We start from the raw sequence: 26816 nt of genomic DNA, 5'->3' as shown, positions 1-26816 counted from the left end.
CACAGGGTCCGATCCTGCGCCCCGGCCGCCCCGCGATGCGCCACCGCCCTCCTCGCCCCTCCCCCATTGGCTACGACGACGACTCGCTCGGTTCGTCGCTCGGCGTCGGCGACGGTGTCGAGCTCGGCGGGTCGGAGGGGGACGGGTCCGTCGGCGTCGGGTCCGGCGTCGGGGGTGAGGACGGCGGGTCGCTGGGGGTGGGATTCGAGGGGGCCGAGGTCGTGGGACTGGGGCCCGGCGCGGTCGGGGACGGCGTCGGCCTGCCGGGGCCGGACGGGGTCGGTGCCGTGCCGTAGCCCTGGATGGTGACCACCGCGCCGGCCGGTGCGATCGCCACGCGTGCGCTCCAGGGGCCGGACGGCTCGCGCAGATGGTCGACGTACACCTTGATCGTCAACGACTGGCCGGGTTTCAGGGTTCCCGAGGACTGGCTGAGGTAGAGCCAGGGGGCGCCGGTGGTGGCCGACCAGCGGACCGGGGCGGCACCGGTCGCGGTGAGGGTGACCAGGGTGGTGTCACCGCTGTTGCCCGCGGCCACCTCCAGGTGCCCGGCGCCCTTCCTGCCGGCCCCGGCGACGCTGACGACCTCCACGGAGACGTCGGGCCGGCCGTCCTTGGTGAAGCGGGGGCCGGGCTTCGCGGACGCGTTGCCGGCGTTCTGGTAGCCGCCGCTCGCGGTCTCGCCGTCCAGGCTGCCGGGGCCGTGCGCCTCGCTGGCGGTGGCGGAGTGACCGTCGGCACCTTCGCCGGGCCCTCCCCGGTACGCGGCCCACAGCGCGAGCACGGGCGCGGCGACCACGGTCGCGACGACGGTCGTGGTGACGGCACGCGCGCGGAGGCGGTCGCGGCGGGCCGCGCGGTCCTTGGGGTCCATCGGGAACCCGCGCCGGTCGAAGCGGGGCACGCCGGCCCCACGCGCGCGTGGAGGGTGCGCGACCGCCATGTGCAGGGCCGCGCGCGGGGCTTCGAGCACGGGCAGTTCGGCGGGCGTGGTCATGGCGCCGGGCCAGCGGCCGGGAATCGCGCGCTCGGCGCTGCGGCGGCAGCGGGGGCAGTCGTCGACATGGCGGACGAGTTCGCGGCGCAGGGCGGAGCTGAGCACGAACTGGTTGTCGCCGGTGAGCCGGGCCACGCCCGGGCAGTCGCCGGTCTCGACGACGGCGAGGGCCGCGCGTGTGCGCTCGACCTCGCAGGCGGCGGAGGCCAGCAGTTCGCGGGCGCCGGCGAGGTCCATGCCGAGGACGGCGGCGACCTCGTGGGCGGCGAGGTGGTGGCGTACGGCGAGTTCGAGCGCCTCGCGCTGCTCGGGCGTCGTACCGGCCGCCTCCGGCCAGGCCAGCTGGGCCAGTTCACGGCGCCGCTCCTCCAGGACGGCCTCGGCGACCGGGGGTTCGGCGGCCTTGTGGGAGGGGCCGTGACGCCCCGCCGCGTGGGTGGCCTGACGTTTCTGCTTGGCCTCGGCCAGCTTGCGCAGACACGCCCAGCGGGCCAGCGCGTACAGCCAGGCCCTGCGGTCGCCGGCCGCGTCCGGGCCGCCGCGCTTCTCGGCGAGCGCGAGGACGTCACCGAGGGCGGCGGTGGCCGCGTCGTGGTCGCACAGCACCGACAGGCAGTAGGTGAACAGGCCGTCCAGATACGGCTCGTAGCGCGCGGGCGGCCGCTGCGCCAGCGTGCGCGCGGCACCGCGGTCGCGCTCCTCCCGTTGCGCCCGGTGCGCGCCGGTGGTGCGGGTCGAGGTCTCCGGAGTGCTGCTCATCATCCGTGGACCGTAGGGGGCGGAAGATGGCCCCTTCCTGCACCTTGAGCACTTTTACTCCGTACGGGTGAAACGATCCCTCAATAGGGGACAGGAACCTCGGATTCCGTGGCTCGTTCCCGGCGTGACATGGCCGGTTCCCGCTCCGAGGCGCGGGCCGGCGGTCGGGCGGACGAGGTGTTGTCAGTGGCGGCCGTTACGGTTCGTGCATGGCCACCCGTACGAAGTCCGCCAAGGAGCGTCCGTCCTACCGCTGCACCGAGTGCGGCTGGCAGACGGCCAAGTGGCTCGGCCGCTGCCCCGAGTGCCAGGCCTGGGGCACGATCGAGGAGTACGGCGCGCCCGCGGTGCGTACGACGACCCCCGGCCGTGTCACCACCTCCGCCGTGCCCATCGGCCAGGTCGACGGCCGCCAGGCCACCGCCCGCTCCACCGGCGTGCCCGAGCTGGACCGGGTGCTCGGCGGCGGTCTCGTGCCCGGCGCGGTGGTGCTCCTCGCGGGCGAGCCCGGCGTCGGCAAGTCCACGCTGCTGCTGGACGTGGCGGCCAAGTCGGCGAGTGACGAGCACCGCACCCTCTATGTGACCGGCGAGGAGTCGGCGAGCCAGGTCCGGCTGCGCGCCGACCGGATCGGCGCGATCGACGACCACCTGTATCTCGCCGCCGAGACCGACCTGTCCGCCGTCCTCGGACATCTGGACGCGGTGAAGCCGTCGCTGCTGATCCTCGACTCGGTGCAGACGGTGGCCTCCCCCGAGATCGACGGCGCCCCCGGTGGCATGGCCCAGGTGCGCGAGGTGGCCGGGGCGCTGATCCGGGCGTCCAAGGAGCGCGGGATGTCCACCCTCCTGGTGGGCCATGTCACCAAGGACGGCGCGATCGCCGGACCGCGGCTCCTCGAACACCTCGTGGACGTGGTCCTGAGCTTCGAGGGCGACCGGCACGCGCGCCTCAGGCTCGTACGGGGCGTCAAGAACCGCTACGGCGCCACCGACGAGGTCGGCTGCTTCGAACTGCACGACGAGGGCATCACGGGCCTCGCTGACCCGAGCGGACTTTTCCTGACACGTCGTGACGAACCGGTCCCCGGCACCTGTCTCACCGTCACCCTGGAGGGCCGCCGCCCGCTGGTGGCCGAAGTGCAGGCGCTCACCGTCGACTCGCAGATCCCCTCGCCCCGGCGCACCACCTCGGGCCTGGAGACCTCCCGGGTCTCGATGATGCTCGCCGTCCTGGAGCAGCGCGGCCGGATCAGCGCGCTCGGCAAGCGGGACATCTATTCCGCGACTGTGGGTGGCGTAAAGCTTTCGGAACCCGCCGCCGACCTGGCGGTGGCCCTCGCCCTGGCGTCCGCGGCCAGTGACACCCCGCTGCCCAAGAACCTCGTCGCGATCGGCGAAGTGGGCCTCGCGGGCGAGGTCAGACGGGTCACGGGCGTGCAGCGCAGGCTCTCCGAGGCACACCGTCTGGGCTTCACGCACGCGCTCGTTCCGGGCGATCCGGGCAAGGTCCCGGCCGGCATGAAGGTCCTGGAAGTCGCGGACATAGGGGACGCCCTGAGGGTCCTTCCGCGCTCGCGTCGGCGAGAGGCCCCACGGGACGCGGAGGACCGCCGGTAGACTTTGCCCTGGTCTCGCCCGTCCGTACGAACCGAATGTGCGACACGGGAGCGCCCCAGACCCCGCGACCGGAGGAGAGCAGTGGCAGCCAACGACCGGGCAGCAGCTCCCGGAAAGTCCGGTGGGAGTGCCGGTTCCGATGGCCTGATGCGCGCCTCCCTGAGCGCCGTGGCCCCCGGCACCGCCCTGCGCGACGGCCTCGAGCGGGTGCTGCGCGGCAACACCGGCGGGCTCATCGTGCTGGGCTTCGACAAGACGGTGGAGACGATGTGCACGGGCGGCTTCGTCCTGGACGTCGAGTTCGCGGCCACGCGCCTGCGTGAGCTGTGCAAGCTGGACGGCGGCATCGTGCTCTCCTCCGACCTGTCGAAGATCCTGCGGGCGGGCGTGCAGTTCGTGCCCGACGCCACGATCCCGACGGAGGAGACCGGCACCCGGCACCGCACCGCGGACCGCGTGAGCAAGCAGGTCGGCTTCCCGGTCGTCTCGGTCTCCCAGTCGATGCGCCTGATCGCCCTGTACGTCGACGGCCAGCGCCGGGTCCTGGAGGACTCGGCGGCGATCCTGTCCCGCGCGAACCAGGCGCTGGCGACCCTGGAGCGCTACAAGCTGCGCCTGGACGAGGTCGCGGGCACCCTCTCCGCGCTGGAGATCGAGGACCTGGTGACGGTCCGGGACGTCTCGGCGGTGGCCCAGCGCCTGGAGATGGTCCGCCGTATCGCGACCGAGATCGCCGAGTACGTCGTCGAACTCGGCACCGACGGCCGCCTCCTGGCCCTCCAGCTCGACGAGCTGATCGCGGGCGTGGAGCCGGAGCGCGAGCTGGTCGTGCGGGACTACGTCCCCGAGCCCACCGCGAAGCGCTCCCGCACGGTCGACGAGGCCCTGTACGAACTGAACGTGCTGTCCCACGCGGAGCTTCTCGAACTCACCACCGTGGCCCGCGCCCTGGGCTACACCGGCTCCCCCGAGTCCCTCGACTCCGCGGTCTCCCCGCGGGGCTTCCGCCTGCTGGCCAAGGTCCCCCGCCTGCCCGGCGCGATCATCGACCGCCTGGTGGAGCACTTCGGCGGCCTCCAGAAGCTCCTCGCGGCCAGCGTGGACGACCTGCAGACGGTCGACGGAGTGGGCGAGGCCAGGGCGAGGAGCGTCCGGGAGGGCCTGTCGCGCCTCGCGGAGAGCTCGATCCTGGAGCGGTACGTGTAAAGCCCCGCCAAAAAGCTGTAGAACACCGGTACCTCATACAACCCTCGGGCCCCACCGGACGTCTCCTGTTCGCCAACTGCCCGTGTCCCGGAAGACACATCCCGGCAAACACGGATGGTTCGCCCCCCATCGACGCGGATGCCCGCCAGGCATCCCCCGCATGCCGCAGGAGAACCCCGCATGCACCGCATAACCCACCCGAGCCTGCGACTCGCCCTCGCGACGGCCGCCGCTGCCGCGCTGACGGGCGGTCTGCTCACGGTCTCGGTGACCACGGCCACCGCCGCCGACTCGTTCAAGGTCGCGAAGGCCGACTTCAACGGCGACGGCATCGGCGACGAGGTGGCCTCGGCCCCCGGCGCCTCCGTCAGCGGCCACGCCAACGCCGGCCAGGTCGTCGCCCTCTACGGCAGCAAGGGCAACGGCATCACCTCGGCCAAGCGCTCGGTCCTCAGCCAGAACTCCGGCACCGTGCCCGGCAGCGCCGAGACCGGCGACCTGTTCGGCGGCGCGACCGCGTACGCCGACTTCAACGGTGACGGCTACGACGACCTCGCCGTGGCCTCCCCGTACGAGAAGGTCGGCACCGACACCGACGGCGGCGCCCTCGCGATCCTGTGGGGCTCGGCGAGCGGCCTCACCGGCAAGGCGAGCGACGTACCGGACCCGGCCGTCTCCTCGCACGACAACTGGGGCCTGGCCCTGGCCGCCGGCGACTTCGACGGCGACGGCAAGGCCGACCTGGCCGTCGGCAGTTCGTCCGCGACGCTCTACGTCTACAAGGGCGGCTTCAGCAGCACCACCGGCCAGCCCGGCGGCCGGTACACCGTCAAGCCGCCGATCGCGCCCGGTTCGGCCGATTTCCCGTACGGCCCGGAGCACCTCACCGCCGGCGACGTGAACGGCGACGGCCGCACCGACCTGGTGGTCGACGGCTTCGAGACGCAGACGGAGAACGGCTGGAACACCAACTACTACGTGCCCGGCACCGCGAACGGCCTGAGCGTCGCCGGCGTCAAGACCCTCAAGCCGGGCATCGTCACCGGGATCGGCGACATCAACGGCGACGGTTACGGCGACATCGTCACCGGCGCCGACTGGGACGCCACCACCGACGACGGCCAGACCATCCCGGACGCGGCGAACGGCGGCAAGGTCAGCATCACCTACGGCTCCGCGTCGGGCCCCGCCTCGACCACCGGCATCACGCAGAACACCGGCAATGTGCCCGGCAGTTCGGAGAAGGGCGACGGCTTCGGCTGGGACCTGGACCTGGGCGACGTGAACGGCGACGGCTACCAGGACCTGGTCGTCTCCACCCCGAGCGAGGACCTCGGCAGCGTCGCCAACGCCGGCATGGTCACCGTCCTGTACGGCTCGGCGAGCGGCGTCAACACCTCCACCGGCCTCCAGTCCTTCGAGCAGAACACCACGGGCGTCCCCGGTACCTCCGAGAAGAACGACCTGTTCGGCGCCGACGTCAAGCTCGACGACGTCAACGGCGACGGCAAGGCCGACCTGGTCATCGGGTCGTACGAGGACGGCGGCGACGGAGCGGTGACCTACCTGCCCTCCACCGGCACGAAGATCGGCACGACGGGCTCCCGGGCCCTGTCCGTGACCGCGGTGGGCGTCTCCACCTCGGGCACCCCCCAGTTCGGCGCGCTCTTCGCCGACTAGGACCGACCGTGACGGAGACCCCCCGCGGGATCGCCGGGGAGTCTCAGTCGTTCTCCAGCACGAACGAGGCCTGAGCCGTGGGGTATCCGGGCGCCTTCACCTCGACCAGGTAGGTCCCCGCGCTCGCGGAACCGGCCGGAGGCGTCGCGCACTGGGCGGCGCTCGGCTTGCGGTCCCACTTCACGGTGTAGGTGATGCTGCTGCCCGCGGGCGCCCGGAAGACGAGGTTCCCCGCCGTCCTGGGGCAGTCGGCGGACGACCAGTACGTGTCGTCCGAGTCGGCCTGAGTGATCGTCAGCACCGCGTTCTTCGGGCCGAGATCGACCTTGCAGTCACTGCCGGAGGAGTTCGTGGCGGTGAGCAGCAGGGTGGGCGTCTGGCCGGGGTCGTAGGCGTTGCGCTGGCTGCGGACGGTCAACTTCAATGCGCTCGCGGTGCAGTTGGGGAGTGCGGAGCCGGCCGGGAGGGTGTCTCCCTGACCCACCCCGGAGCCCGCGGCGCCGCCTCCGGCAGCTCCCGCGTCGCCGGAACCGCCGATGCCGGTGCCACCCGCACCGCCGGAACCGCCGGCGCCCACGTCGGAGCCGTCACCGGCACCGCCGCCTGCCCCGCCGCCCGTTCCCCCGCCGCCGGAGGTGTCCCCGCCGGTCGTCGACTCGTCGCGGCCGCCCGGGGCTTGACTGATCGCGGGCCCGGAGCCGGACGGTCCGGGGGTGATCGTCGAGGGGGAGGGATTCTTGTCGTTGCCCCCGTCGGCGCCGTTCTTGTCGCCTCCGCCGCCGAAGCTGACGATCCATGCGATCAGCAGCGCCAGCACGGCGAGGACGGACAGCATGACGGCCCTCCGTCGCCAGTAGATGGAGGAGGGAAGCGGCCCGACCGGATTGCGCAGAGATCCCACGGCGCAAACTGTACGAGAGATCGGTGGGTTCGCCGCCCTCACCCGCCGCCCGGCGCCACAACTTTTCCGGATCATCATTCCGGCAACTGCCGTTCCAGGGGCGCCAGTAGCCAGGCGTGACACGTTTCGACGGCGGAGTGTGACCGTACGGACCTCCTGCCTACGGTGCGTGACCGCCGAGGTCCCCCCGGGCGGGTGACGGCCCGCCGTCGTGACGTGGACGGACGGCGTGTTCGCGATCGTGTCCCTTGCACCTCTGGCCACGGCTTCCGGTGGTGCCGGTTTCGTCCGACCCGGCCCCGCAGAACGCCCGTCCGCCTGCTCCGGCATGGCAGGATCGGAAGGCCATGACTGCGCCCACGAAGCCCTCGCCCAGCCGCCCCGCCGACGACACCGGCACCCCTCCCGCCGGCACCCCCCACGGAGAGAACCTGCACGCCCCCGTCATCGACTGGTTCGACGAGCACGCCCGGGACCTGCCCTGGCGGCGCCCGGAGGCCGGCCCCTGGGGCGTGATGGTCAGCGAGTTCATGCTGCAGCAGACTCCGGTGAGCCGGGTGCTGCCCGTCTACGAGCAGTGGCTGGCCCGCTGGCCCCGCCCCGCCGACCTGGCCCAGGAGGCCCCCGGCGAGGCCGTGCGCGCCTGGGGGCGGCTCGGCTATCCGCGCAGGGCGCTGCGGCTGCACGGCGCCGCGGTCGCCATAACGGAACGGCACGGCGGTGACGTACCGACGGACCACGCGCAGCTGCTCGCGCTGCCCGGCATCGGCGAGTACACGGCCGCGGCCGTCGCCTCCTTCGCGTACGGGCAGCGGCACGCGGTGCTGGACACCAATGTGCGGCGGGTGTTCGCCCGCGCGGTGACCGGCGTGCAGTACCCGCCGAACGCGACCACCGCCGCCGAGCGCAGGCTCGCCCGCGCGCTGCTGCCGCAGGACGAGAGCACCGCCGCCCGGTGGGCCGCCGCGTCCATGGAGCTCGGCGCGCTCGTGTGCACGGCCAGGAACGAGAGCTGTCAGCGCTGCCCGATCGCCGCACAGTGCGCCTGGCGGCTCGCGGGCAAGCCCGGGCACGACGGGCCGCCGCGGCGCGGACAGACGTACGCCGGTACCGACCGCCAGGTCCGCGGCAAGCTGCTCGCCGTGCTGCGGGAGGCCCACGCGCCCGTCCCGCAGGCGGCCCTCGACCGGGTGTGGCACGAGCCGGTACAGCGGGCGCGGGCGCTGGACGGACTGGTCGCCGACGGGCTCGTGGAGCCCCTCACGGGTGGTTTGTATCGGCTGCCGTTGACGTAGTCCTACGGAGGACCAACCGGCGAATCCCCCTGAACCGGCGCAAACAACCGCGCCGGTTTACCCCTTTTCGGCTTCCGTTACACAACCGACGGACAGCCGAGTGCCAGCCGCGCGCTGCTTCGCACAACGCCGTGACAACAGCTCCGTAGCTTCATCTGCGTGCCCGGCGGAACCGGGCGCGGACCACGAGGGACACACGGGGAAAGCAGGAGGCGGTCGACATGGCGCAGGGCGAGGTGCTCGAGTTCGAGGAGTACGTCCGCACCCGGCAGGACGCGCTGCTGCGCAGCGCACGCCGCCTGGTCCCGGACCCGGTCGACGCGCAGGACCTGCTGCAGACGGCGCTCGTACGGACGTACGGCCGCTGGGAGACCATCGAGGACAAGCGGCTCGCGGACGCCTATCTGCGCCGGGTGATGATCAACACCCGCACGGAGTGGTGGCGGGCGCGCAAGCTGGAGGAGGTGCCGACCGAGCAGCTCCCGGACGCCTCGGTCGACGACTCCACCGAGCAGCACGCGGACCGCGCCCTGCTGATGGACGTCATGAAGGTGCTCGCTCCCAAGCAGCGCAGTGTCGTGGTGCTGCGACACTGGGAGCAGATGTCCACGGAGGAGACGGCCGCGGCCCTCGGCATGTCGGTCGGAACGGTCAAGAGCACGCTGCACCGGGCGCTCGCCCGGCTCCGCGAGGAGCTGGAGGCCCGCGACCTGGACGCACGCGCGCTGGAGCGTGAGGAGCGGGAGCGTTGCGCGGCGGCCTGACCGAACCCGGGCCCCCCAGATCGGACCCGGCTCCGGTCCGGGGGATTCTCCAGGCGGCAAGTACGGCGGTGGCCGTGCTCGCCGCCCTCGCCCTTTTCGTCTCCGCCTGCGCCACCGGCGGCACCGGCACCCGTGACGAGGGCCCGGCGCACGCGGTCGCGGGGACCGGCGCCCGGTCCTCGGCCGCGCCGTCCCTCGTGTCCTCACCGCGTCTGGACCGCACCTCCGCGGTCGCCCTCCTCAAGTCGGACCCGAAGGTCTCCGAGGCGGTCAAGCGCGATCTGAAGCCCTGCGTCGCCGACGAGTACCCGGTCGACCTCTCCTACGGCGACCTCACCGGCGGCTCCGCCGACGACGTCGTCGTCAACGTCGTGACCTGCGCGGATCTGGTCGGCGTCGGCTCGTACGTGTACCGCGAGCAGGACGGTTCGTACCAGAATGTCTTCCAGGCCGAGGAGCCCCCGGTCTACGCCGAGATCGACCGCGGCGACCTCGTGGTGACCAAGCAGGTGTACGAGAAGGGCGACCCGGTGTCGGCCCCGTCCGGCGAGAACGTGGTCACCTACCGCTGGGTCGCGGGGAAGTTCACCACGGTGTACAAGACGCACAGCGACTACAGCGGAGTCGTGGGCACGGACCCGGCACCGGCGCCCGACAGCTGAGTCGCGCGTCCGGCGAACCGATCGGGCCGCCCGGAACGATCCCCCAGTGACCGCAACGACACCGAAGAGTGAGAGCACCCGGATGGCAGACCAGACCCACGTGCTGTTCGTCGAGGACGACGACGTCATCCGCGAGGCCACCCAGCTCGCCCTGGAGCGGGACGGCTTCGCGGTCACCGCCATGCCCGACGGACTGTCCGGCCTGGAGGCCTTCCGGGCCGACCGCCCCGACATCGCCCTGCTGGACGTCATGGTCCCGGGCCTGGACGGGGTCAGCCTGTGCCGCCGTATCCGCGACGAGTCCACCGTGCCGGTGATCATGCTGTCGGCGCGGGCCGACTCGATCGACGTGGTGCTGGGCCTCGAGGCGGGCGCCGACGACTACGTGACCAAGCCCTTCGACGGCGCCGTCCTGGTCGCCCGGATCCGCGCGGTGCTGCGCCGCTTCGGGCACGCGGGCGGTACCGACCGGGGGGAGGACAGCGCCGGCCCCGATGCCGGGGGCCTGCTGACCTTCGGCGAGCTGGAGGTCGACACCGAGGGCATGGAGGTCCGCAAGGGCGGGCAGCCGGTGGCGCTCACCCCGACCGAGATGCGGCTGCTCCTGGAGTTCTCCTCCGCGCCGGGCACGGTGCTGTCCCGCGACAAGCTCCTGGAGCGGGTGTGGGACTACGGCTGGGGCGGTGACACCCGGGTCGTCGACGTCCATGTGCAGCGGCTGCGGACCAAGATCGGCCAGGACCGGATCGAGACGGTCCGCGGCTTCGGCTACAAGTTGAAGGCCTGAGCGGGGGCCCGGGGTATGCGGGGGATCCTTCGGAACCCGGTGAGCGACCGCGTGGTGATGCGGACGGGGCTGCGATGGAAGCTCAGCGCGGCCATCGCGCTGGTCGGCGCGCTGGTGGCGGTCGCGCTCAGCCTGGTCGTGCACAACGCGGCGCGCGTCTCGATGCTGGACAACGCCCGCGACCTGGCCGACGAGCGGATCCAGATCGCCCAGCGCAACTACGAGCTGACCGGCAAGCCCAACTTCCCCAGCATCGCCGTCGACGACCGCCATCTGCCGCCCCCGCTGCGCCGGAAGGTCGAGGAGGGCCGCCGGGCGACCTTCGTCTCCGACCGGTCCGACCGGGGTCCTGACATCTGGGCCGCCGTCCCGGTCAAGGGCGGGCATGTGCTGTCCCTGCACACCGGGTTCACCGACCGCAGCACCGACATCCTCAACGACCTCGACCAGGCCCTGGTGATCGGCTCCATCGCGGTCGTCCTCGGCGGCAGCGCGCTCGGCGTGCTCATCGGCGGGCAGCTGTCCCGGCGGCTGCGGAAGGCGGCGGCCGCCGCGAACCAGATGGCCAAGGGCGAGACGGACGTCCGGGTCCGGGACGCGATCGGCGGGGTCGTCCAGGACGAGACCGACGACCTCGCGAGCGCGGTGGACGCGATGGCGGACGCGCTCCAGCAGCGGCTGGAGGCCGAGCGCCGGGTCACGGCGGACATCGCGCACGAGCTGCGGACACCGGTGACGGGGCTGCTCACGGCGGCGGAACTGCTGCCGCCCGGCCGGCCCACCGAGCTGGTCCTGGACCGCGCGAAGGCCATGCGCACCCTCGTCGAGGACGTGCTGGAGGTGGCCCGCCTGGACGGCGCCTCCGAGCGGGCCGAACTCCAGGACATCCTGCTCGGCGAGTTCGTCGCCCGCCGGGTGGCGGTGAAGGACCCGGAGATCGAGGTCCGGGTGGTGCACGAGTCGGAGGTCACCACCGACCCGCGCCGCCTGGAGCGCGTCCTGTTCAACCTCCTCGCCAACGCCGCCCGGCACGGCAAGCCGCCGATCCAGGTCACCGTCGAGGGCCGCGTCATCCGGGTCCGCGACCACGGGCCCGGCTTCCCCGAGGACCTCCTCGCCGACGGCCCGAGCCGCTTCCGCACGGGCAGCGCGGACCGGGCGGGGCACGGCCACGGGCTGGGGCTGACCATCGCGGCGGGGCAGGCGCGGGTGCTGGGCGCGCGGCTGACGTTCCGCAACGTCCGGCCGGCCGGGGCGCCGGAGGGCGTCCCCTCGGAGGGCGCGGTGGCGGTGCTCTGGCTGCCGGAGCACGCGCCCACGGCGACGGGGAGTTACCCGCTGCTGCCGTAGCCCCGCGCTCCCGGTGGGCCTCCGGCCGCCCGCCGGGGCCTCAGGTGCCGGCCAGCATCAACTCCTCGCCCCTGGACGGTCGTACGCCGTCCGTGCGCCCCTCGAAGTACCGGCGGTCCAGTTCCTCCACGGGCACGTGCCGGGCCTCGCGGAAGCCGGAATCGCGGGCCAGGGCGAGGATCTCCGGTGGCCGGAAGAAGGTGCGGAACGGCGTGCCGGCCGCCCGCGCTCCCCGTACCGCCGCCTCCAGTTGCGGGCGCTGCTCCGGTTCGACGTCCGCCATGGGCCGCATGAAGGTCGTGACGAACACGGACCCCGGAGCCAGCCCGGCGACCAGGCGGAAGGTCTCGGCGTTCGCCTCCCGCGTGAGGTACATGGTGACGCCCGTGGAGGCCACCACCGCGGGCCGCCCGGGATCGAACCCGGCCTCGGCCAGCCGCCCCCACCAGTCCGCCTCGAAGTCGACCGGCACGAGCCGCAGCCACTCGGGGACGCCGAACCCGAGCACCTCCAGCCGCCGCCGCTTCCAGGCCTGCGGGCCGGGCCGGTCGACCTCGAAGACCCGCAGCCCGGCGGCTTCGGCGAACTCCGGCCGGCGCTGCGCGAAGGTGTCGAGTCCGGCGCCGAGGACGACGTACTGCTCCACACCCCGCTCCAGGACCAGGTCCTCCACGAACCGGGTCCGGGCCACGATCGACGCCCGGGTACGGCGGGTGGCGTCCACGTCCATGTCCGGCCGCGCCCGCCAGCCGTCGTCCGGGGGGTCGGCGATCCGCAGCCCTATCTCGTCTTCCAGCACATGCGGCGGCGGATCCGCGCGGACGTGCAGGGCCCGCCAGAGGGCGACCCGTACGGCCGTGTGGTCGGCCGCGTCCTGCGTCACGCCCAGTCCTTCGAGAAGTCCAGCTCCTCGCGGCGCTGGGTCAGCGAGAACCAGTTGCCGTTGTCGTCGCGGAAGATCGCCTCGATGCCGTACGGCCGCTCCTGCGGCTCCTGGATGAACTCGACCCCGCGCGCGCGGAACGTCTCGTAGTCGGCGCGGCAGTCGTCGGTGCGGAACGCTCCCGCGCCCATCACGCCCTTGCCGACCAGCTTCTTCAGCGCCTCCGAGGACTCGGGGTCGAGTCCCGGCCCGTCCAGGTGCATCAGGGCGAGCTCGACGCCCTCCTGGCCCTTCGCCCCGACGGTGACCCACTTCATGTCGCCCATGGAGACCTCGCTGCGCACCTCGAAGCCCAGTTTCTCGGTGAAGAAGGCCTTGGTGCGCTGCTGGTCGAAGGTCCACACGGTGGTGATGCCCAGCCCCAGGATCATGACTCTGTTCCCTCCGGTCCGCTTCCGCTGTCCTGTTCCTCACCGTAGGCAGCGGGGCGGCCGGGGCGCTTCTCCGATGTTGCGGTGCTCTGCGCGGGCTTCGCCGTGGCCTTCGCCGTCGGGAATCCGCCGGCCCAGAGCATGGCGTAGCAGCCCGGGATGAGGGCGGCTCCGCGGCCCACGTGCTGGGTGCGGTACTCGCTCGGGGTGAGCCCGGTGCGGGTCTTGAAGCGGGCGGAGAAGGTGCCGAGGCTGCTGAAGCCGACCAGGTGGCAGATCTCGGTGACGCTCAGGTCGGCCCCTCGCAGCATCTCCTCGGCCCGCTCGATCCGGCGGTGCGTGAGGTACTGCCCGGGTGTCTCGCCGTACGACTCCTTGAAGGCGCGGAGGAAGTGGTACCGCGAGTACCCGGCGTGCGCGGCGACGGCGTCCAGGTCGAGGTCCGGATCGGCCCAGTCGCGATCCATGGCGTCCTTGGCGAGCCGCAACTGGCGGGTCCTGTCCATGGGTCCGATGGTGGCACGGGGGACTGACTTCGGGCCTGGACATGGTGAGAGGCGGGAGTGGCGCAGACCCCGAATGGCGAAGGGCCCGGGCACGGCGAGGGTGGCGCGGGCCCCGACCGGCGAAGGGCCCGGGCACTGCGAGGGCGGCACAGACCCCAACCGGCGAAGGGCCCAGGCACTGCGAGGGCGGCACAGACCCCAACCGGCGAAGGGCCCAGGCACTGCGAGGGCGGCACAGACCCCAACCGGCGAAGGGCCCAGGCATGGCGAAGGCCCCCGGCGCTCCTGTGCATGGTGAAGGCCCCCGGGGCGGACACCAGCCGGGGGCCTTCGGTTCAAGAGGGTCGGACCGTGCCGGTCAGACCTCGACCAGCGGGGCCGGTGCCGCGTCCTCGGGTGACTTCTGCGGGCCCGCGCCCTTGAGCGGGACCTCCTTGACGAACACCGCCGCCACCAGCGCGACCACGGCCACGATCGAGCCGAGCAGGAACGCCGAGTGGGTGCCGGCCGAGACCGCGTACTGGTACGCCTCCCGCGCCGCCGCCGGCAGCTTCGCCAGGCTCGCCGCGTCGAGCTGCGCGGACTGCTCGGTCACCTTGGAGCCCAGCGCCCCGGCCCGCTCGGACATGACGTCCTGGACGCGGTTGTTGAACAGCGCGCCCATGATGGCGACACCGAAGGAGGAGCCGAGCGTACGGAACAGGGTGGTGGAGGAGGACGCGACGCCCATGTCCTTCATCTCCACGCTGTTCTGCGCGACCAGCATGGTGATCTGCATCAGGCAGCCCATGCCGAACCCGACGACGGCCATGAACACACCGGAGGTGAACCGCGAGGTCCCGGTGTCCATCGTGGACAGCAGGTACAGCCCGATGACCATGAGGACACTGCCGACGACCGGGAAGACGTAGTACCGCCCGGTGTTGGTGGTGACCCGGCCCGCGACCATCGAGGTCACCAGCATCGCGCCCAGCATCGGCAGGAGCAGCAGCCCGGAGTTGGTCGCGGAGGCCCCCTGCACCGACTGCTGGTACAGCGGCAGGAAGAGGGTCGCACCGAACATCACGAAGCCGGTGATGAAGCCGATGAGGGACATCAGCGTGAAGTTGCGGCTGCGGAAGATGTGCAGCGGCACGATCGGCTCGGCCGCCTTGGTCTGCCAGAACACGAACCCGATGAGCGCGGCGACGCCGATGCCGATCAGCTCCATGATCCGCGCGGAGGTCCAGGCGTACTCGGTACCGCCCCAGGTGGTGACGAGCACGATGGAGGTGATGCCGACGGTCAGCAGGACCACGCCGAGGTAGTCGATGCCCGCCTTGGCCCGCTTCTTCGGCAGGTGCAGCACGGCACTGATGAGGCCGAGGGACACCACGCCGAGCGGCAGGTTGATGTAGAAGGACCAGCGCCAGCCCCAGTTGTCGGTGATGGTGCCGCCGACGAGCGGGCCGCCGATCATCGCGAGCGCCATGACGCCGGCCATCATGCCCTGGTACTTGCCCCGCTCCCGGGGCGGGATCAGGTCACCGATGATCGCCATGACACCGACCATCAGACCGCCGGCGCCGAGACCCTGCACGGCCCGGAACCCGATCAGCTGTCCCATGTCCTGGGCCATGCCGCTGAGCGCGGAGCCGATCAGGAAGATCACGATCGAGGTCATGAAGGTGGCCTTGCGGCCGTACATGTCACCGAGCTTGCCCCAGATCGGGGTCGCGGCGGCCGTCGCGAGGGTGTAGGCCGTCACCACCCAGGACAGGTGCTCGAGACCGCCGAGCTCGCCCACGATCGTCGGCATCGCGGTACCCACGATCATGTTGTCGAGCATCGCGAGCATCATGGTGATCATCAGGGCGAGCAGTACGACCCGGACGCTGCGCTGTGGCTTGTCCGGTTCCGTCTCGACCGTCTGTGTGTCCGCCATCGTTCCCACTCCCCTGAAGGTGCTGCGGTACTTCCCCCGCCGGGGCACTTACTTGCCGCCCGGCTAGTTGTCTACACTGGGGAAGGTAGACGCGTAACTAGCCGGGCGTCAAGTAAGTTTTCTGGAAAGCCGGGGAGCACGAGGATGGGCGGCACCATGGACGGCACCAAGCAGCAGCGCCGCGGTAACACACGTCAGCGCATCCAGGACGTGGCCCTCGAACTCTTCGCGGAGCAGGGCTACGAGAAGACGTCCCTACGGGAGATCGCCGAGCGCCTGGACGTCACCAAGGCGGCGCTCTACTACCACTTCAAGACCAAGGAAGAGATCCTCGTCAGCATCTTCGACGACCTGACGCAGCCGATCCTCGACCTGATCGAGTGGGGCCGGCAGCAGCCCCACACGCTGGAGACCAAGCAGGAGATCATCCGGCGCTACAGCGACACCCTGGCCGGGGCGACGCCGCTGTTCCGGTTCATGCAGGAGAACCAGGCGACGGTCCGTGAACTGCGCGTCGGGGAGACCTTCAAGGAGCGTATGCAGGGGCTGCGCGAGACCATCGTCGACCCGGACGCGGACCTGGTCGACCAGGTCCGTTCGGTCAGCGCGATCTTCACCCTGCACGCCGGGATGTTCCTCCTCCACGACCTCGACGGCGACCCGGACGCCAAGCGCAAGGCGGTCCTGGAGGTAGCCACGGACCTGATCACCCAGGCCCACCGGGGCAGCAGGGGCGAGTAGCCGCGGGGCGGACGCTGGGCAGCGGGGCCGGTCTGGACGCGGGGCCCCATCAGCCCGACTCCACCGAGCCCCACTTGCCCCCGGCGCAAGCCCACTTGCGCCCGGCGCCCCGATTGAGCCCCGTGCCTCAGACCTTGACGCCCTTGGCCCGCAGGAACTTGACCGGGTCTATCGCCGAGCCGTAGTTCGCGGTCGTGCGGATCTCGAAGTGCAGGTGCGGGCCACTGGAGTTGCCGGTGTTGCCGGACAGGGCGATGCGCTGGCCGGTCTTCACCACCTGGCCGACCTTGACGTTGATCCGCGAGAGGTGGGCGTACTGCGAGTACGTCCGGTTGCCGTGCTTGATCACGATGGCGTTGCCGTAGGCGGACCCGTCACCGGCGCCGCCCGGACCCGCCTTGACGACGGTCCCGCCGTGCGCGGCGACGACCTTCGTCCCGCTCGGCACCGCGAAGTCCTGCCCGCTGTGGGTGGACTGCCACATGGCGCCGGCCTGCGCATAGCTCGCGCTGAGCTTGTACTTCTTCACCGGGTCGACCCAGGAGGGGTGGGACGCGGCCGAGGCGACTCCGGCTCCGAGCACGGCCGTGGCACCGACGGAGGCGGCCAGGACGGCAACCCGGGCACGGAGCAGGGACGTACGGGAAGAGCGGTGGGAGACGCGCTGGAACATCAGAACCTCGGGGGGTCGGGGAAACGGAAAGGCATTGGTAACCCGCAGGCCCGCGCACCCCAAAACCAGCCATCTACGACGATTCGTAGTAATAAGTCGCGACATTACCGACAGATACGTCTCCCAACCGCACCGCTCTCCACTAATCCCCCTAGTAACGGACAAATCGCCTGTGCGTCATGTCACCGCCGGCGCCGTTTTAAACACCCCTCAATGTGACGCGCATCTCTGGCTACTTACCCCCCAGTAACCCTACGGTTCCCCTCGCGCCACCCTCGACCCCGAACATGCACCAGACAACGGCATACGGACGTGAGAGGACCCCCACGAGAATGAGCAGCAGACGCCTTTGGGCGCGCCACGCAGCTGTCAGCGCCGTCTCCGCGACCGCCCTGGTCGCCCTCGCCGTGCCCGCCGAGGCCGCGACGACCGCCACGAGTCAGAGCACCTCCGCCTCGACCACCGCCACGGCCGCCGCCGCCGCGGACGTCGACTACACCACCTGGCAGGCCGACTGCCAGGCCGTGATGGACCAGGCCCTGCCGTATCTGAAGACCCGTATCGCCGCCACCAAGCCCGGCGAGAAGCAGGCGATCGTCTTCGACATCGACAACACCACGCTCGAGACGGACTTCGGCTTCAGCTACCCCTCGCCGGCCAACCAGCCCGTCCTGAACGTCGCCAAGTACGCCCAGGAACACGGCGTTTCCCTGTTCTTCGTGACCGCCCGCCCCGACAGCATCGCCTCGGCGACCGACTACAACCTCAAGCAGGTCGGCTACCAGGTCAGCGGCCTCTACGTCCGCAACTTCATCGACCTCTTCAAGGACGTCGCCACCTACAAGACAGCCAAGCGCGTCGACATCGAGAACAAGGGCTACACGATCATCGCGAACATCGGCAACAGCGCCACCGACCTGTCGGGCGGCCACGCCGAGAAGACCTTCAAACTCCCTGACTACGACGGCCAGTTGTCCTGACCTCAGGACGCCCGGTTAGGCTCCATCCGCTCACAGGCACACACGGGGGTGGCGGATGGAGCCCGCGGTACTCGGCAGCAAGCTGGCGTCCGCTCTGGTCGGTCAACTGGTCCGGAGACTCTTCCGGCCCGACGGCCCGGGCGCCGGCCTGGTCGACAAGCCGGTCCGGCTTGCCGCCCTGGTCTCCTTCCGGGGCGAGCAGCGCACCCTCGGCGAGAAGGAGGTCCGCGCCCTCGCCGACGGCATGGTCCGCGCGGCCACCGACTCCCCCGGCGAGCCGCCCTTCCCGGCCGACGAGGAAGCCGCCGTCGTCGACGCCCTCACCCGCCAGCTGCTCGCCCTCGGCGACCTGGACATGGACGACGTGCAGGCCGTCCGCCTCGGCTACCGCGAACTCGCCAGGAAACTGCGCCAGCAGGCACCTCCGCCGTCCGGACTCTCCGCCGACGCCTGCTACTTCCTCGACAACGCGATCGAATGGTCCTGCCTCCAGATCCTGGAGTTCTTCACCCGCCGGTCGACCTTCGTAGCCCGCACCCTCGTGGAGCAGACCCGCACCCAGGCCGAACTCATCGCGAAGATCGACGAGTTGATCGCCCGCAGTCCCCGCCCCGGCGCGGCGGACCGGAACTTCGAACGCCGCTATCTCCCCTACGTCGCCGACCGCCACAACCACATCACCATCTACGGCATCGACCTGCGCGACTCCCCCGACCGCTGGCCCCTCGAAGTGGCCTACCTCAGCCTGGAGGCGACCACGGCGGAGGAGGGCCCCCTCGCCCAGGAACTCCCCGGGGGTGCGCTGACCGTCCAACTCCCGGCCGAGGAAGCCCTGCTGGCCCACGACCGGGCCCTGCTGCGCGGCGACGCGGGCTCCGGCAAGACCACCCTGGTGCAGTGGCTGGCGGTCACCGCGGCCAGGGACGGCAGCGGAGTGCCGTACGTCCTCCCCCTGCGCACCCTGATCCGCGCGGGGGCCCTCCCCGCCCCCGCCGACTTCCTGACCGCCGTGAGCTGCCCCCTGACCCCGCCGGAGGGCTGGACGGAACGGGTCCTGACGGCGGGCCGCGGCCTGATCCTCGTGGACGGCCTGGACGAGATCCCCGCCGCCGACCGCCACCGCACCCGCGACTGGCTCCTGTCCCTCATCCGCGCCTTCCCCGGCAACCGCTGGCTCCTGACCTCCCGGCCCACCGCCGTCCGCCCCGACTGGCTGGCCGCCGAGGGCTTCGGCGAGCTGACCCTGGCCCCGATGCGCCGCCCGGACGTGGCGACTTTCGTCCACCGCTGGCACACCGCGGCCGAGGCCCCCGAGTACGAGGCCCCGCTGCTGGACTCCCTGCGCACCAAACGCGACCTGGCCCGCCTGGCCACCAACCCCCTGATGTGCGGCCTGATCTGCGCCCTGCACCGCGAGCGGCGGGGCTATCTCCCCACGGGCCGCAAGGAGTTGTACGACGCCGCCCTCACCATGCTGCTGGCGCGCCGCGACCGGGAGCGGGGCCTGGAGCTGGACCTGGCCGAGGAGACCCAGCTGGAGCTGCTCCAGCGCCTGGCCTACGCGCTGGTGCTGAGCGGCCGTACCGAGATGGAGCTGGAGACGGCCGAGGCGATCGTGGACCGCTGTCTGCCCACGATCGGCCTGACCGGCCCGGCCCCCGCCGTCCTCGGCGAACTGCTCCTGCGCAGCGGCCTGCTCCGCCAACCCGCCGACGGAGTCGTGGACTTCGTGCACCGCACCTTCCAGGACTACCTGGGCGCCCGCTACGCGGTCGAGGAGGGCCACCTGGACGTCCTCGTCGGCCGCGCGGACGACACCCAGTGGGAGGACGTGATCCGGATGGCCGTGGCCCACGCCCGGCCCCGCGAACGGGCCTCTCTGCTACGGCAGCTGCTCGCCAGGGACGTACCCCGGCTGACCCTGCTGGCACTGGCCTGCCTGGAGCACGCGCCTGCGCTGGACGCGGCGGTGCGGACGGAGGTGGAGCAGCGGGCGGCCGCCCTGATCCCACCGGCCTCGAAGGAGGACGCGAGGGCGCTGGCGGAGGCGGGGCCCCTGGTGCTGGAGCTGCTTCCGGGGCCGGGGGATTTGTCGCCCGAGCAGGCCCGGGACGTCACCATCACCGCCTCGCTGCTCGCCGCGGAAGAGCCCGCGGGCGCCCTCGCGGTGCTCCGGCGGTTCCGCGAGCACCCGGACCTCGGGGTGCGCCGACAGCTCGCGGGCACCTGGAGCCGCTTCGACACCGCCGAGTACGCCTCGGAGGTGCTGGACCATCTGCCCCGCCACGGCCTCTACCTCACCTGCGAGTCGGCCGAGCAGCGGGCGGCGCTGCCCGGGATGCAGCCCTGGAGCGGGCTGGCCTTCAAGGGCGAGCACCCGGTCGAGGAGATCCTTGCCGCGGTCCGGGCCCCGGAGGACGTGACCCTGCTCGACCTGCGCGACAACTCCGGCCTCACCGACCTGGGCGCCCTGCTGCCCTTCGGCTCGCTGCGCAATCTGCTCCTGGCCCGGTGCACGCAGGCGCGGGGCCTGGACCGGCTCGCCGACCTCCCGCTCACGGAGCTGATCTGCGGCCAGATCGCCGACCTCACCGGCCTCGCGTCCCTGCGCTTCCTGCGACGGCTCACCCTGGAACAGGAGCTCCCGGGCCGCAGCCTCACCGAGGTCCTGCCCGTGGACGCGCACCTGACCTACCTGTTCCTCGGCCGGCACGCCACCAACCAGACCGGGCTGCGCGGTCTGGAGCACTGGACCGAGCTCGTGGACCTCAGCCTCGGGCCGCTGACGACGGAGCTGACGGCGACCGACTGGCAGTCGGTGGCCGCACTGCCCCGGCTCAAGCAACTCCATCTGCACGCACGGCTCCTGCGCGAACTGCCGCGCTCCATCGACCACATGCCGGAGCTGCCGGCCGTCAAGGTGCTGCGCGTCACGGGGCTCCTCGGCACCGAGGACCTCTCGGCGCTGGCTGTCCGCCTGCCAACACTGCACTCGGTGGCGCTCCAGAACATGCCGGGCCACGACTTCCCGCTGTCCCGCTTCTCCGACCGATTCCCGGGCACGGACGTCAGACTGCTCCAGCGATAGCCGCGGCCACCCGAAAAGCGACAGCCGCAGCCATGCGAAAGGGGCCGGTACCCGAAGGCACCGGCCCCTCACTCGACGTCTCCCCGAAGGGCTACGCCTCCTTGCTCAGGTTCGGCCCGGCACCGCCGGCCGCCTGCTCGATCGGCGGGACGTCCGGCAGCGCCGACTTCTCCTCGCCGCGGAAGGTGAAGGTCTGGGTCTCGCCCTCGCCCTCCGTGTCCACGACCACGATGTGACCGGGACGCAGCTCGCCGAAGAGGATCTTCTCCGACAGCGTGTCCTCGACCTCGCGCTGGATCGTGCGACGCAGCGGCCGCGCGCCCAGGACGGGGTCGTAACCCTTCTTGGACAGCAGCTCCTTGGCGGACTGGGAGAGCTCGATGCCCATGTCCCGGTCCTTCAGGCGCTCGTCGACCTTGCCCACCATCAGGTCGACGATCTTGAGGATGTCGTCCTGGGTCAGCTGCGGGAAGACGACCACGTCGTCGACGCGGTTGAGGAACTCGGGCCGGAAGTGCTGCTTGAGCTCGTCCGAGACCTTGTTCTTCATGCGCTCGTAGTTGGTCTTCTTGTCACCCGAGGCCGCGAAGCCCAGGTTGAAGCCCTTGGAGATGTCCCGGGTGCCGAGGTTGGTCGTCATGATGATGACCGTGTTCTTGAAGTCCACGACCCGGCCCTGGGAGTCGGTCAGGCGACCGTCCTCCAGGATCTGCAGCAGCGAGTTGAAGATGTCCGGGTGGGCCTTCTCGACCTCGTCGAAGAGGACCACCGAGAACGGCTTGCGCCGCACCTTCTCGGTCAGCTGGCCGCCCTCTTCGTAGCCCACGTAGCCGGGGGGCGAACCGAAGAGCCGCGAGACCGTGTGCTTCTCGCTGAACTCCGACATGTCGAGGGAGATCAGCGCGTCCTCGTCACCGAAGAGGAACTCGGCGAGCGCCTTGGACAGCTCGGTCTTACCGACACCGGACGGGCCGGCGAAGATGAACGAACCACCGGGACGCTTCGGGTCCTTGAGGCCCGCACGCGTACGACGGATCGCCTTCGACAGCGCCTTGACGGCGTCGACCTGGCCGATGACCCGCTTGTGGAGCTCGTCCTCCATGCGCAGCAGACGCGAGGACTCCTCCTCGGTCAGCTTGAAGACCGGGATGCCGGTGGCGGTCGCGAGGACCTCGGCGATCAGCTCGCCGTCGACCTCGGCGACGACGTCCATGTCGCCGGCCTTCCACTCCTTCTCCCGCTTGGCCTTGGCGGCCAGGAGCTGCTTCTCCTTGTCGCGGAGGGAGGCGGCCTTCTCGAAGTCCTGCGAGTCGATCGCGGACTCCTTGTCCCGGCGGACACCGGCGATCTTCTCGTCGAACTCGCGGAGGTCCGGCGGCGCGGTCATCCGGCGGATGCGCATCCGGGAACCGGCCTCGTCGATCAGGTCGATCGCCTTGTCCGGCAGGAAGCGGTCCGAGATGTACCGGTCGGCCAGGGTCGCGGCCTGGACGAGGGCCTCGTCGGTGATGGAGACCCGGTGGTGGGCCTCGTACCGGTCACGGAGACCCTTGAGGATCTCGATCGTGTGCGGGAGCGAGGGCTCGGCGACCTGGATGGGCTGGAAGCGGCGCTCGAGGGCCGCGTCCTTCTCCAGGTGCTTGCGGTACTCGTCCAGCGTGGTCGCACCGATGGTCTGGAGCTCACCGCGGGCCAGCATCGGCTTCAGGATCGAAGCCGCGTCGATGGCGCCCTCGGCGGCACCCGCACCGACCAGCGTGTGCAGCTCGTCGATGAACAGGATGATGTCGCCGCGGGTGCGGATCTCCTTGAGCACCTTCTTCAGGCGCTCCTCGAAGTCACCGCGGTAGCGGGAGCCGGCGACCAGCGCGCCGAGGTCCAGGGTGTAGAGGTGCTTGTCCTTGAGGGTCTCGGGCACCTCGCCCTTGACGATGGCCTGGGCGAGGCCCTCGACGACGGCGGTCTTGCCGACGCCGGGCTCACCGATCAGGACCGGGTTGTTCTTGGTACGGCGGGACAGCACCTGCATGACCCGCTCGATCTCCTTCTCGCGCCCGATGACCGGGTCGAGCTTGGACTCACGAGCGGCCTGGGTGAGGTTCCGGCCGAACTGGTCGAGGACCAGGGACGTCGAGGGGGTGCCCTCGGCAGGCCCGCCGGCGGTGGCGGTCTCCTTGCCCTGGTAACCGGAGAGCAGCTGGATGACCTGCTGCCGCACCCGGTTGAGATCAGCGCCCAGCTTGACGAGGACCTGGGCGGCGACGCCCTCGCCCTCGCGGATCAGGCCGAGCAGGATGTGCTCCGTGCCGATGTAGTTGTGGCCCAGCTGAAGGGCCTCGCGGAGCGACAGCTCCAGGACCTTCTTGGCACGGGGGGTGAAGGGGATGTGCCCGGACGGGGCCTGCTGGCCCTGGCCGATGATCTCCTCCACCTGCTGGCGGACCGCCTCGAGCGAAATCCCGAGGCTCTCAAGGGCCTTGGCGGCGACACCCTCACCCTCGTGGATCAGGCCCAGGAGGATGTGCTCGGTGCCGATGTAGTTGTGGTTGAGCATCCGGGCTTCTTCCTGAGCCAGGACGACAACCCGCCGCGCGCGGTCGGTGAACCTCTCGAACATCGTTAATCGCTCCTCAGAGCGGTCAGGCAGTGGGGGGAACTTCCCCTCCCTGTCCTTCCGCAGCTTAGTCCCGCAAGCGGGGACCGCTCATTCCAACTGCCGACACCGTCGATGGCCTCCTGACCCCGCTAACGCCGACATCTGCTCCAACCCGATGGTGCGAGACGATGTTCCCGCAGGCCAGGCAGTTACCCCAGTCGCCAGTACGCCGATGGCGAACGTGAGACGGCCTTTCCTGCGTGTCGCCCCCTCCCACTAGGGATGTCTTACCCGCTGGGACTGACACTCCATGCCGCACGCCCCCCGTCCCTCCGCTATGGGCGAACAACCTCGCGCCGTCCCGCACCCCCGCACGCCCCCAAAACGGACACTCTGCGCACACGCAGATGCACCCAGCGTAACTCGGGGGCCTTCGGGACGGTTGCACTTGGCATGGTCGGCCACCTCCCGCTCACCTCGGACCTCACCACGGTCCCCCTTCCCCGACGGCCGCCCGACGCGACCGCTTCCGGCGACGATCCGGTACGCCGCTGGTACGAGAACGAACTGGGCTGGCCGACGGTGCCCGGGGATTCCCCGGGTTCCCTTGTACGGCTGAGGGTGGGCCGGCGTTTCGATGTGCTGGACATCCCGGCCGTCGCGGGTCACGCGGCCCTGCGCCACCTGACCGCCGGTTCCCCGGTGGCCGTACGGGGCGACCGGATGCTGCTGCTGGTCGCGGCGGGCAGCGCGGACGAACTGCCCGGAATCCTGGAGTGGCTGGACTGGGGCACCCTCCCCCTCGACCTGCACGCGCTGGGCCCGGACGACTCCATGGAGGCACCACTGCCGCCGGGGACGGCCCCGGCCGGGCTCGGCGGAGGGCAGGACGGCTGGGCGGGGAGGCCCCGGGACGACCACCGACCGGACACCGGCATCCCTACGGATGCGGGGCAGGACCGGGCACCGGGTCAGGACGATTCCGGCGAGCGGCCGCCGACGTCGAGGAGGTCGGGCAGATCCGGCGGACGGTTGCCGATGGGGAGGCCCGGCGGGCCCGACGAGCGGCTGTCGGCGTCGAGGCCCGAGTCGGCAGGGGCCGAGCCGGTGTGGCTCATGGCTGCGGGGCTTCCCGGTGGTGCCCCCGGCGCCGGGGTGCGGCCTCTCGTCCTGGGCCGCCCGGGCGCCCTGCAGGGGGCCGCCGTATGGCTGCGGCCCCCCGAGCCGGGGTGCGAGGTCGAGGCCTCGCTGCCGACGATGTCGGCGCTGGGGCGCGCGGGAAACGCCCCCGATCTCGTACGCGTCGTGGACACGGTGGCGACTCAGTGCCACCGGCTGCGGCTGCGCGCGCGGCCGTAAGCCTTCGCAGGCCCTGGCCTTCGTAGACCTTTCGATCAGGCGTTGGCCTTCTCGTAAGCCTCGCGAATGCTCGCCGGAACACGGCCGCGGTCATTGACCTCGTAACCGTTCTCCTTTGCCCAGGCTCGGATCTGAGCGGTGTCCTGGCTGCCACCGGAAGCGGCTCGCGCCTTTCCACGCCCACCCGAAGCACGGCCTCCGGTACGACGACCACCCTTCACGTAGGGGTCGAGAAGGCCACGGAGCTTGTCCGCATTGGCGGTCGTGAGATCGATCTCGTACGTCTTGCCGTCCAACGCGAACGTGACGGTCTCGTCCGCCTCGCCGCCGTCGATGTCGTCGACAAGAAGGACCTGAACCTTCTGTGCCACCGGATTTCCTTTCATCCAATACTTGAGGGCCGGGGGTCTGCGGCGTCCGCCGTTTCGCCGTCCCCTGTTATATGCAGTACTGCAGTACGTCGGAAAGCAAACCGCTTTTGCTGAGAAAACACAAACCCCTGGGAGAGACCGACAGGCACCTCCCCGTCCGGAAACATGCGCGTTTCGGACATAGGGAACCTGGGCAGGGCCGATCGCCGGAATCCTTGGCGATCACAGATGCAGAAGCATCCGACTGTTGCCCAAGGTGTTGGGTTTCACTCGTTCGAGACCGAGGAACTCCGCCACGCCTTCGTCATAGGAACGCAGTAGCTCCGCGTAGACATCGGTGTCAACGGGTGTCTCACCGATCTCGACGAAGCCGTGCTTGCCGAAGAAGTCCACTTCGAAGGTGAGACAGAAAACGCGACGAACGCCGAGCCAGCGGGCCGTCTGCAACAACTTCTCCAGCAACTGATGCCCGACCCCGGCGCCCTTCAGGCCCGGCTTCACCGCGAGAGTGCGCACTTCCGCGAGGTCTTCCCACATCACGTGCAGGGCACCGAAGCCGACCAGCTCGGCGTTGTCGTCGCGCTCGGCGACCCAGAACTCCTGGATGTCCTCGTAAAGCGTCACGGTCGCTTTGTCGAGCAGGATGCGGTCGCGGACGTAGGAGTCAAGGAGCCGACGGATGCCGGCGACATCGCTGGTGCGGGCCCGGCGGACGGTGATGGCTTTTGCGGTGACTTCGGGGTTCTCGGCGGAGGGACTCTTCGCGGACATGAGCGGACGCTATCGCCCACCGTCCCGCGTTGCCGAGTCGGGGTTCTCCACGGTCGGTCCCCCGACGATCCGTACGGCGTCCTGGAGTGCCTGTCGCTGTTCCTCGCTCATCATGCCGAAGAAGGCGACGAGAGCGGCGGCGGGGTTGTCGCTCTGGGACCAGGCGTCGTTCATCAGTGCGGCGGCGTAGGCGGCCCGTGTGGAGACCGCCTCATATCGATAGGCCCGGCCTTCCGCCTCACGACGCACCCAGCCCTTCTGATGGAGATTGTCCAAAACGGTCATCACGGTGGTGTACGCGATGGACCGTTCCTGCTGAAGGTCTTCCAGGACTTCCCGAACGGTGACCGGGCGGTTCCACTTCCACACCCGCGTCATGACCGCGTCTTCGAGTTCTCCCAATGGGCGAGGCACAGCTCAGCACAATAGTGGGAGATCCGGCTTTCGGCGTGACGGACGTGCTCTTTCGACGT

The 26816-nt window shown here is 70.9% G+C and carries 23 protein-coding genes; 12 read left to right on the top strand and 11 right to left on the bottom strand.

Annotation, left to right across the window (positions count from 1 at the left end):
* Window positions 1–70: 70 nt before the first annotated feature.
* A complete protein-coding gene (locus tag AC2XR2_RS25490; protein ID WP_491516395.1) occupies window positions 71–1759 on the bottom strand; it encodes a BACON domain-containing protein in 1689 nt (562 codons plus the stop codon).
* Between the two features lie 206 nt (window positions 1760–1965).
* On the opposite strand from AC2XR2_RS25490, the gene radA reads away from it, so the two are divergent.
* From radA to AC2XR2_RS25475, 3 genes are all read left to right on the top strand, one after another.
* On the top strand, window positions 1966–3375 hold the full coding sequence (gene radA, locus AC2XR2_RS25485) for a DNA repair protein RadA (protein WP_053853352.1): 1410 nt from the start codon (window positions 1966–1968) through the stop codon (window positions 3373–3375).
* 81 nt (window positions 3376–3456) lie between these two features.
* Window positions 3457–4581: a DNA integrity scanning diadenylate cyclase DisA gene (gene disA / locus AC2XR2_RS25480; protein WP_028810200.1), complete on the top strand. Its 1125-nt coding sequence runs from the start codon at window positions 3457–3459 to the stop codon at window positions 4579–4581.
* A gap of 180 nt (window positions 4582–4761) precedes the next feature.
* Window positions 4762–6261 (top strand): FG-GAP and VCBS repeat-containing protein, encoded by a 1500-nt coding sequence (locus AC2XR2_RS25475; RefSeq protein WP_491516394.1) that lies wholly within the window; start codon window positions 4762–4764, stop codon window positions 6259–6261.
* A gap of 43 nt (window positions 6262–6304) precedes the next feature.
* On the opposite strand, the gene AC2XR2_RS25470 is transcribed toward AC2XR2_RS25475, so the two are convergent.
* Window positions 6305–7162, bottom strand: a complete 858-nt coding sequence (locus tag AC2XR2_RS25470; RefSeq protein WP_491516393.1) for a hypothetical protein — start codon at window positions 7160–7162, stop codon at window positions 6305–6307.
* A 347-nt stretch (window positions 7163–7509) separates the two neighbouring features.
* Between AC2XR2_RS25470 and AC2XR2_RS25465 the strand changes: the two genes are divergently transcribed.
* From AC2XR2_RS25465 to cseC, 5 genes are all read left to right on the top strand, one after another.
* Complete coding sequence (locus AC2XR2_RS25465; protein ID WP_381298033.1) at window positions 7510–8457, top strand: HhH-GPD family protein; 948 nt, start codon at window positions 7510–7512, stop codon at window positions 8455–8457.
* 221 nt (window positions 8458–8678) lie between these two features.
* Window positions 8679–9221, top strand: coding sequence for a SigE family RNA polymerase sigma factor (locus AC2XR2_RS25460; protein ID WP_123762307.1), 543 nt, complete (start codon window positions 8679–8681; stop codon window positions 9219–9221).
* On the top strand, window positions 9206–9883 hold the full coding sequence (locus tag AC2XR2_RS25455; protein WP_381298031.1) for a hypothetical protein: 678 nt from the start codon (window positions 9206–9208) through the stop codon (window positions 9881–9883). Before AC2XR2_RS25460 ends, AC2XR2_RS25455 begins: the two co-directional genes overlap by 16 nt.
* Before the next feature lie 82 nt (window positions 9884–9965).
* Entirely contained in the window at window positions 9966–10670 is a 705-nt protein-coding gene (gene cseB / locus AC2XR2_RS25450; RefSeq protein WP_330265218.1) for a two-component system response regulator CseB, read from the top strand.
* Between the two features lie 15 nt (window positions 10671–10685).
* Entirely contained in the window at window positions 10686–12020 is a 1335-nt protein-coding gene (gene cseC, locus AC2XR2_RS25445) for a two-component system sensor histidine kinase CseC (RefSeq protein WP_449352484.1), read from the top strand.
* Window positions 12021–12060: 40 nt separating this feature from the next.
* Here cseC and AC2XR2_RS25440 read toward each other — a convergent pair whose 3' ends face one another.
* The 4 genes from AC2XR2_RS25440 to AC2XR2_RS25425 form a co-directional block, all read right to left on the bottom strand.
* The gene (locus tag AC2XR2_RS25440; protein WP_491518498.1) at window positions 12061–12909 is read right to left on the bottom strand and encodes a class I SAM-dependent methyltransferase; all 849 of its coding nucleotides are present in this window, start codon (window positions 12907–12909) and stop codon (window positions 12061–12063) included.
* The gene (locus AC2XR2_RS25435) at window positions 12900–13334 is read right to left on the bottom strand and encodes a VOC family protein (protein ID WP_381298025.1); all 435 of its coding nucleotides are present in this window, start codon (window positions 13332–13334) and stop codon (window positions 12900–12902) included. Before AC2XR2_RS25435 ends, AC2XR2_RS25440 begins: the two co-directional genes overlap by 10 nt.
* Entirely contained in the window at window positions 13331–13840 is a 510-nt protein-coding gene (locus AC2XR2_RS25430) for a helix-turn-helix transcriptional regulator (RefSeq protein WP_491516392.1), read from the bottom strand. The genes AC2XR2_RS25435 and AC2XR2_RS25430 overlap by 4 nt, the downstream gene beginning before the upstream one ends.
* A gap of 358 nt (window positions 13841–14198) precedes the next feature.
* Window positions 14199–15764 carry an MDR family MFS transporter gene (locus AC2XR2_RS25425; protein ID WP_381298020.1) on the bottom strand — a complete coding sequence of 522 codons (1566 nt, stop codon included), beginning with the start codon at window positions 15762–15764 and terminating at the stop codon, window positions 14199–14201.
* 144 nt (window positions 15765–15908) lie between these two features.
* Here AC2XR2_RS25425 and AC2XR2_RS25420 point away from each other — a divergent pair, with 144 nt between their 5' ends.
* Window positions 15909–16505 carry a TetR/AcrR family transcriptional regulator gene (locus AC2XR2_RS25420; protein ID WP_381298018.1) on the top strand — a complete coding sequence of 199 codons (597 nt, stop codon included), beginning with the start codon at window positions 15909–15911 and terminating at the stop codon, window positions 16503–16505.
* Window positions 16506–16632: 127 nt separating this feature from the next.
* On the opposite strand, the gene AC2XR2_RS25415 is transcribed toward AC2XR2_RS25420, so the two are convergent.
* Window positions 16633–17178, bottom strand: a complete 546-nt coding sequence (locus tag AC2XR2_RS25415) for a M23 family metallopeptidase (protein ID WP_330265224.1) — start codon at window positions 17176–17178, stop codon at window positions 16633–16635.
* A gap of 332 nt (window positions 17179–17510) precedes the next feature.
* On the opposite strand from AC2XR2_RS25415, the gene AC2XR2_RS25410 reads away from it, so the two are divergent.
* Together AC2XR2_RS25410 and AC2XR2_RS25405 are read left to right on the top strand one after the other, a co-directional pair.
* Window positions 17511–18158 (top strand): HAD family acid phosphatase, encoded by a 648-nt coding sequence (locus AC2XR2_RS25410; protein ID WP_491516391.1) that lies wholly within the window; start codon window positions 17511–17513, stop codon window positions 18156–18158.
* Between the two features lie 55 nt (window positions 18159–18213).
* On the top strand, window positions 18214–21246 hold the full coding sequence (locus AC2XR2_RS25405; RefSeq protein ID WP_491516390.1) for an NACHT domain-containing protein: 3033 nt from the start codon (window positions 18214–18216) through the stop codon (window positions 21244–21246).
* A 91-nt stretch (window positions 21247–21337) separates the two neighbouring features.
* Here the strand turns inward: AC2XR2_RS25405 and AC2XR2_RS25400 are convergent, their stop codons facing one another.
* Window positions 21338–23863, bottom strand: a complete 2526-nt coding sequence (locus AC2XR2_RS25400; RefSeq protein ID WP_053851123.1) for an ATP-dependent Clp protease ATP-binding subunit — start codon at window positions 23861–23863, stop codon at window positions 21338–21340.
* 432 nt (window positions 23864–24295) lie between these two features.
* On the opposite strand from AC2XR2_RS25400, the gene AC2XR2_RS25395 reads away from it, so the two are divergent.
* The gene (locus AC2XR2_RS25395) at window positions 24296–25201 is read left to right on the top strand and encodes an SCO3374 family protein (protein ID WP_491516389.1); all 906 of its coding nucleotides are present in this window, start codon (window positions 24296–24298) and stop codon (window positions 25199–25201) included.
* Window positions 25202–25236: 35 nt separating this feature from the next.
* On the opposite strand, the gene AC2XR2_RS25390 is transcribed toward AC2XR2_RS25395, so the two are convergent.
* From AC2XR2_RS25390 to AC2XR2_RS25380, 3 genes are all read right to left on the bottom strand, one after another.
* Window positions 25237–25572: a histone-like nucleoid-structuring protein Lsr2 gene (locus AC2XR2_RS25390; protein ID WP_037717519.1), complete on the bottom strand. Its 336-nt coding sequence runs from the start codon at window positions 25570–25572 to the stop codon at window positions 25237–25239.
* A 222-nt stretch (window positions 25573–25794) separates the two neighbouring features.
* The gene (locus tag AC2XR2_RS25385; protein WP_020122548.1) at window positions 25795–26343 is read right to left on the bottom strand and encodes an amino-acid N-acetyltransferase; all 549 of its coding nucleotides are present in this window, start codon (window positions 26341–26343) and stop codon (window positions 25795–25797) included.
* Between the two features lie 9 nt (window positions 26344–26352).
* Window positions 26353–26745: a BlaI/MecI/CopY family transcriptional regulator gene (locus AC2XR2_RS25380; protein ID WP_123762293.1), complete on the bottom strand. Its 393-nt coding sequence runs from the start codon at window positions 26743–26745 to the stop codon at window positions 26353–26355.
* Between the last annotated feature and the right edge of the window lie 71 nt (window positions 26746–26816).

The sequence above is a fragment of the Streptomyces sp. LS-MS-L19 genome, assembly GCF_058382285.1.
Note: the sequence above shows the minus strand (reverse complement) of the source record. Positions and strands in the feature narration are given on the sequence as shown.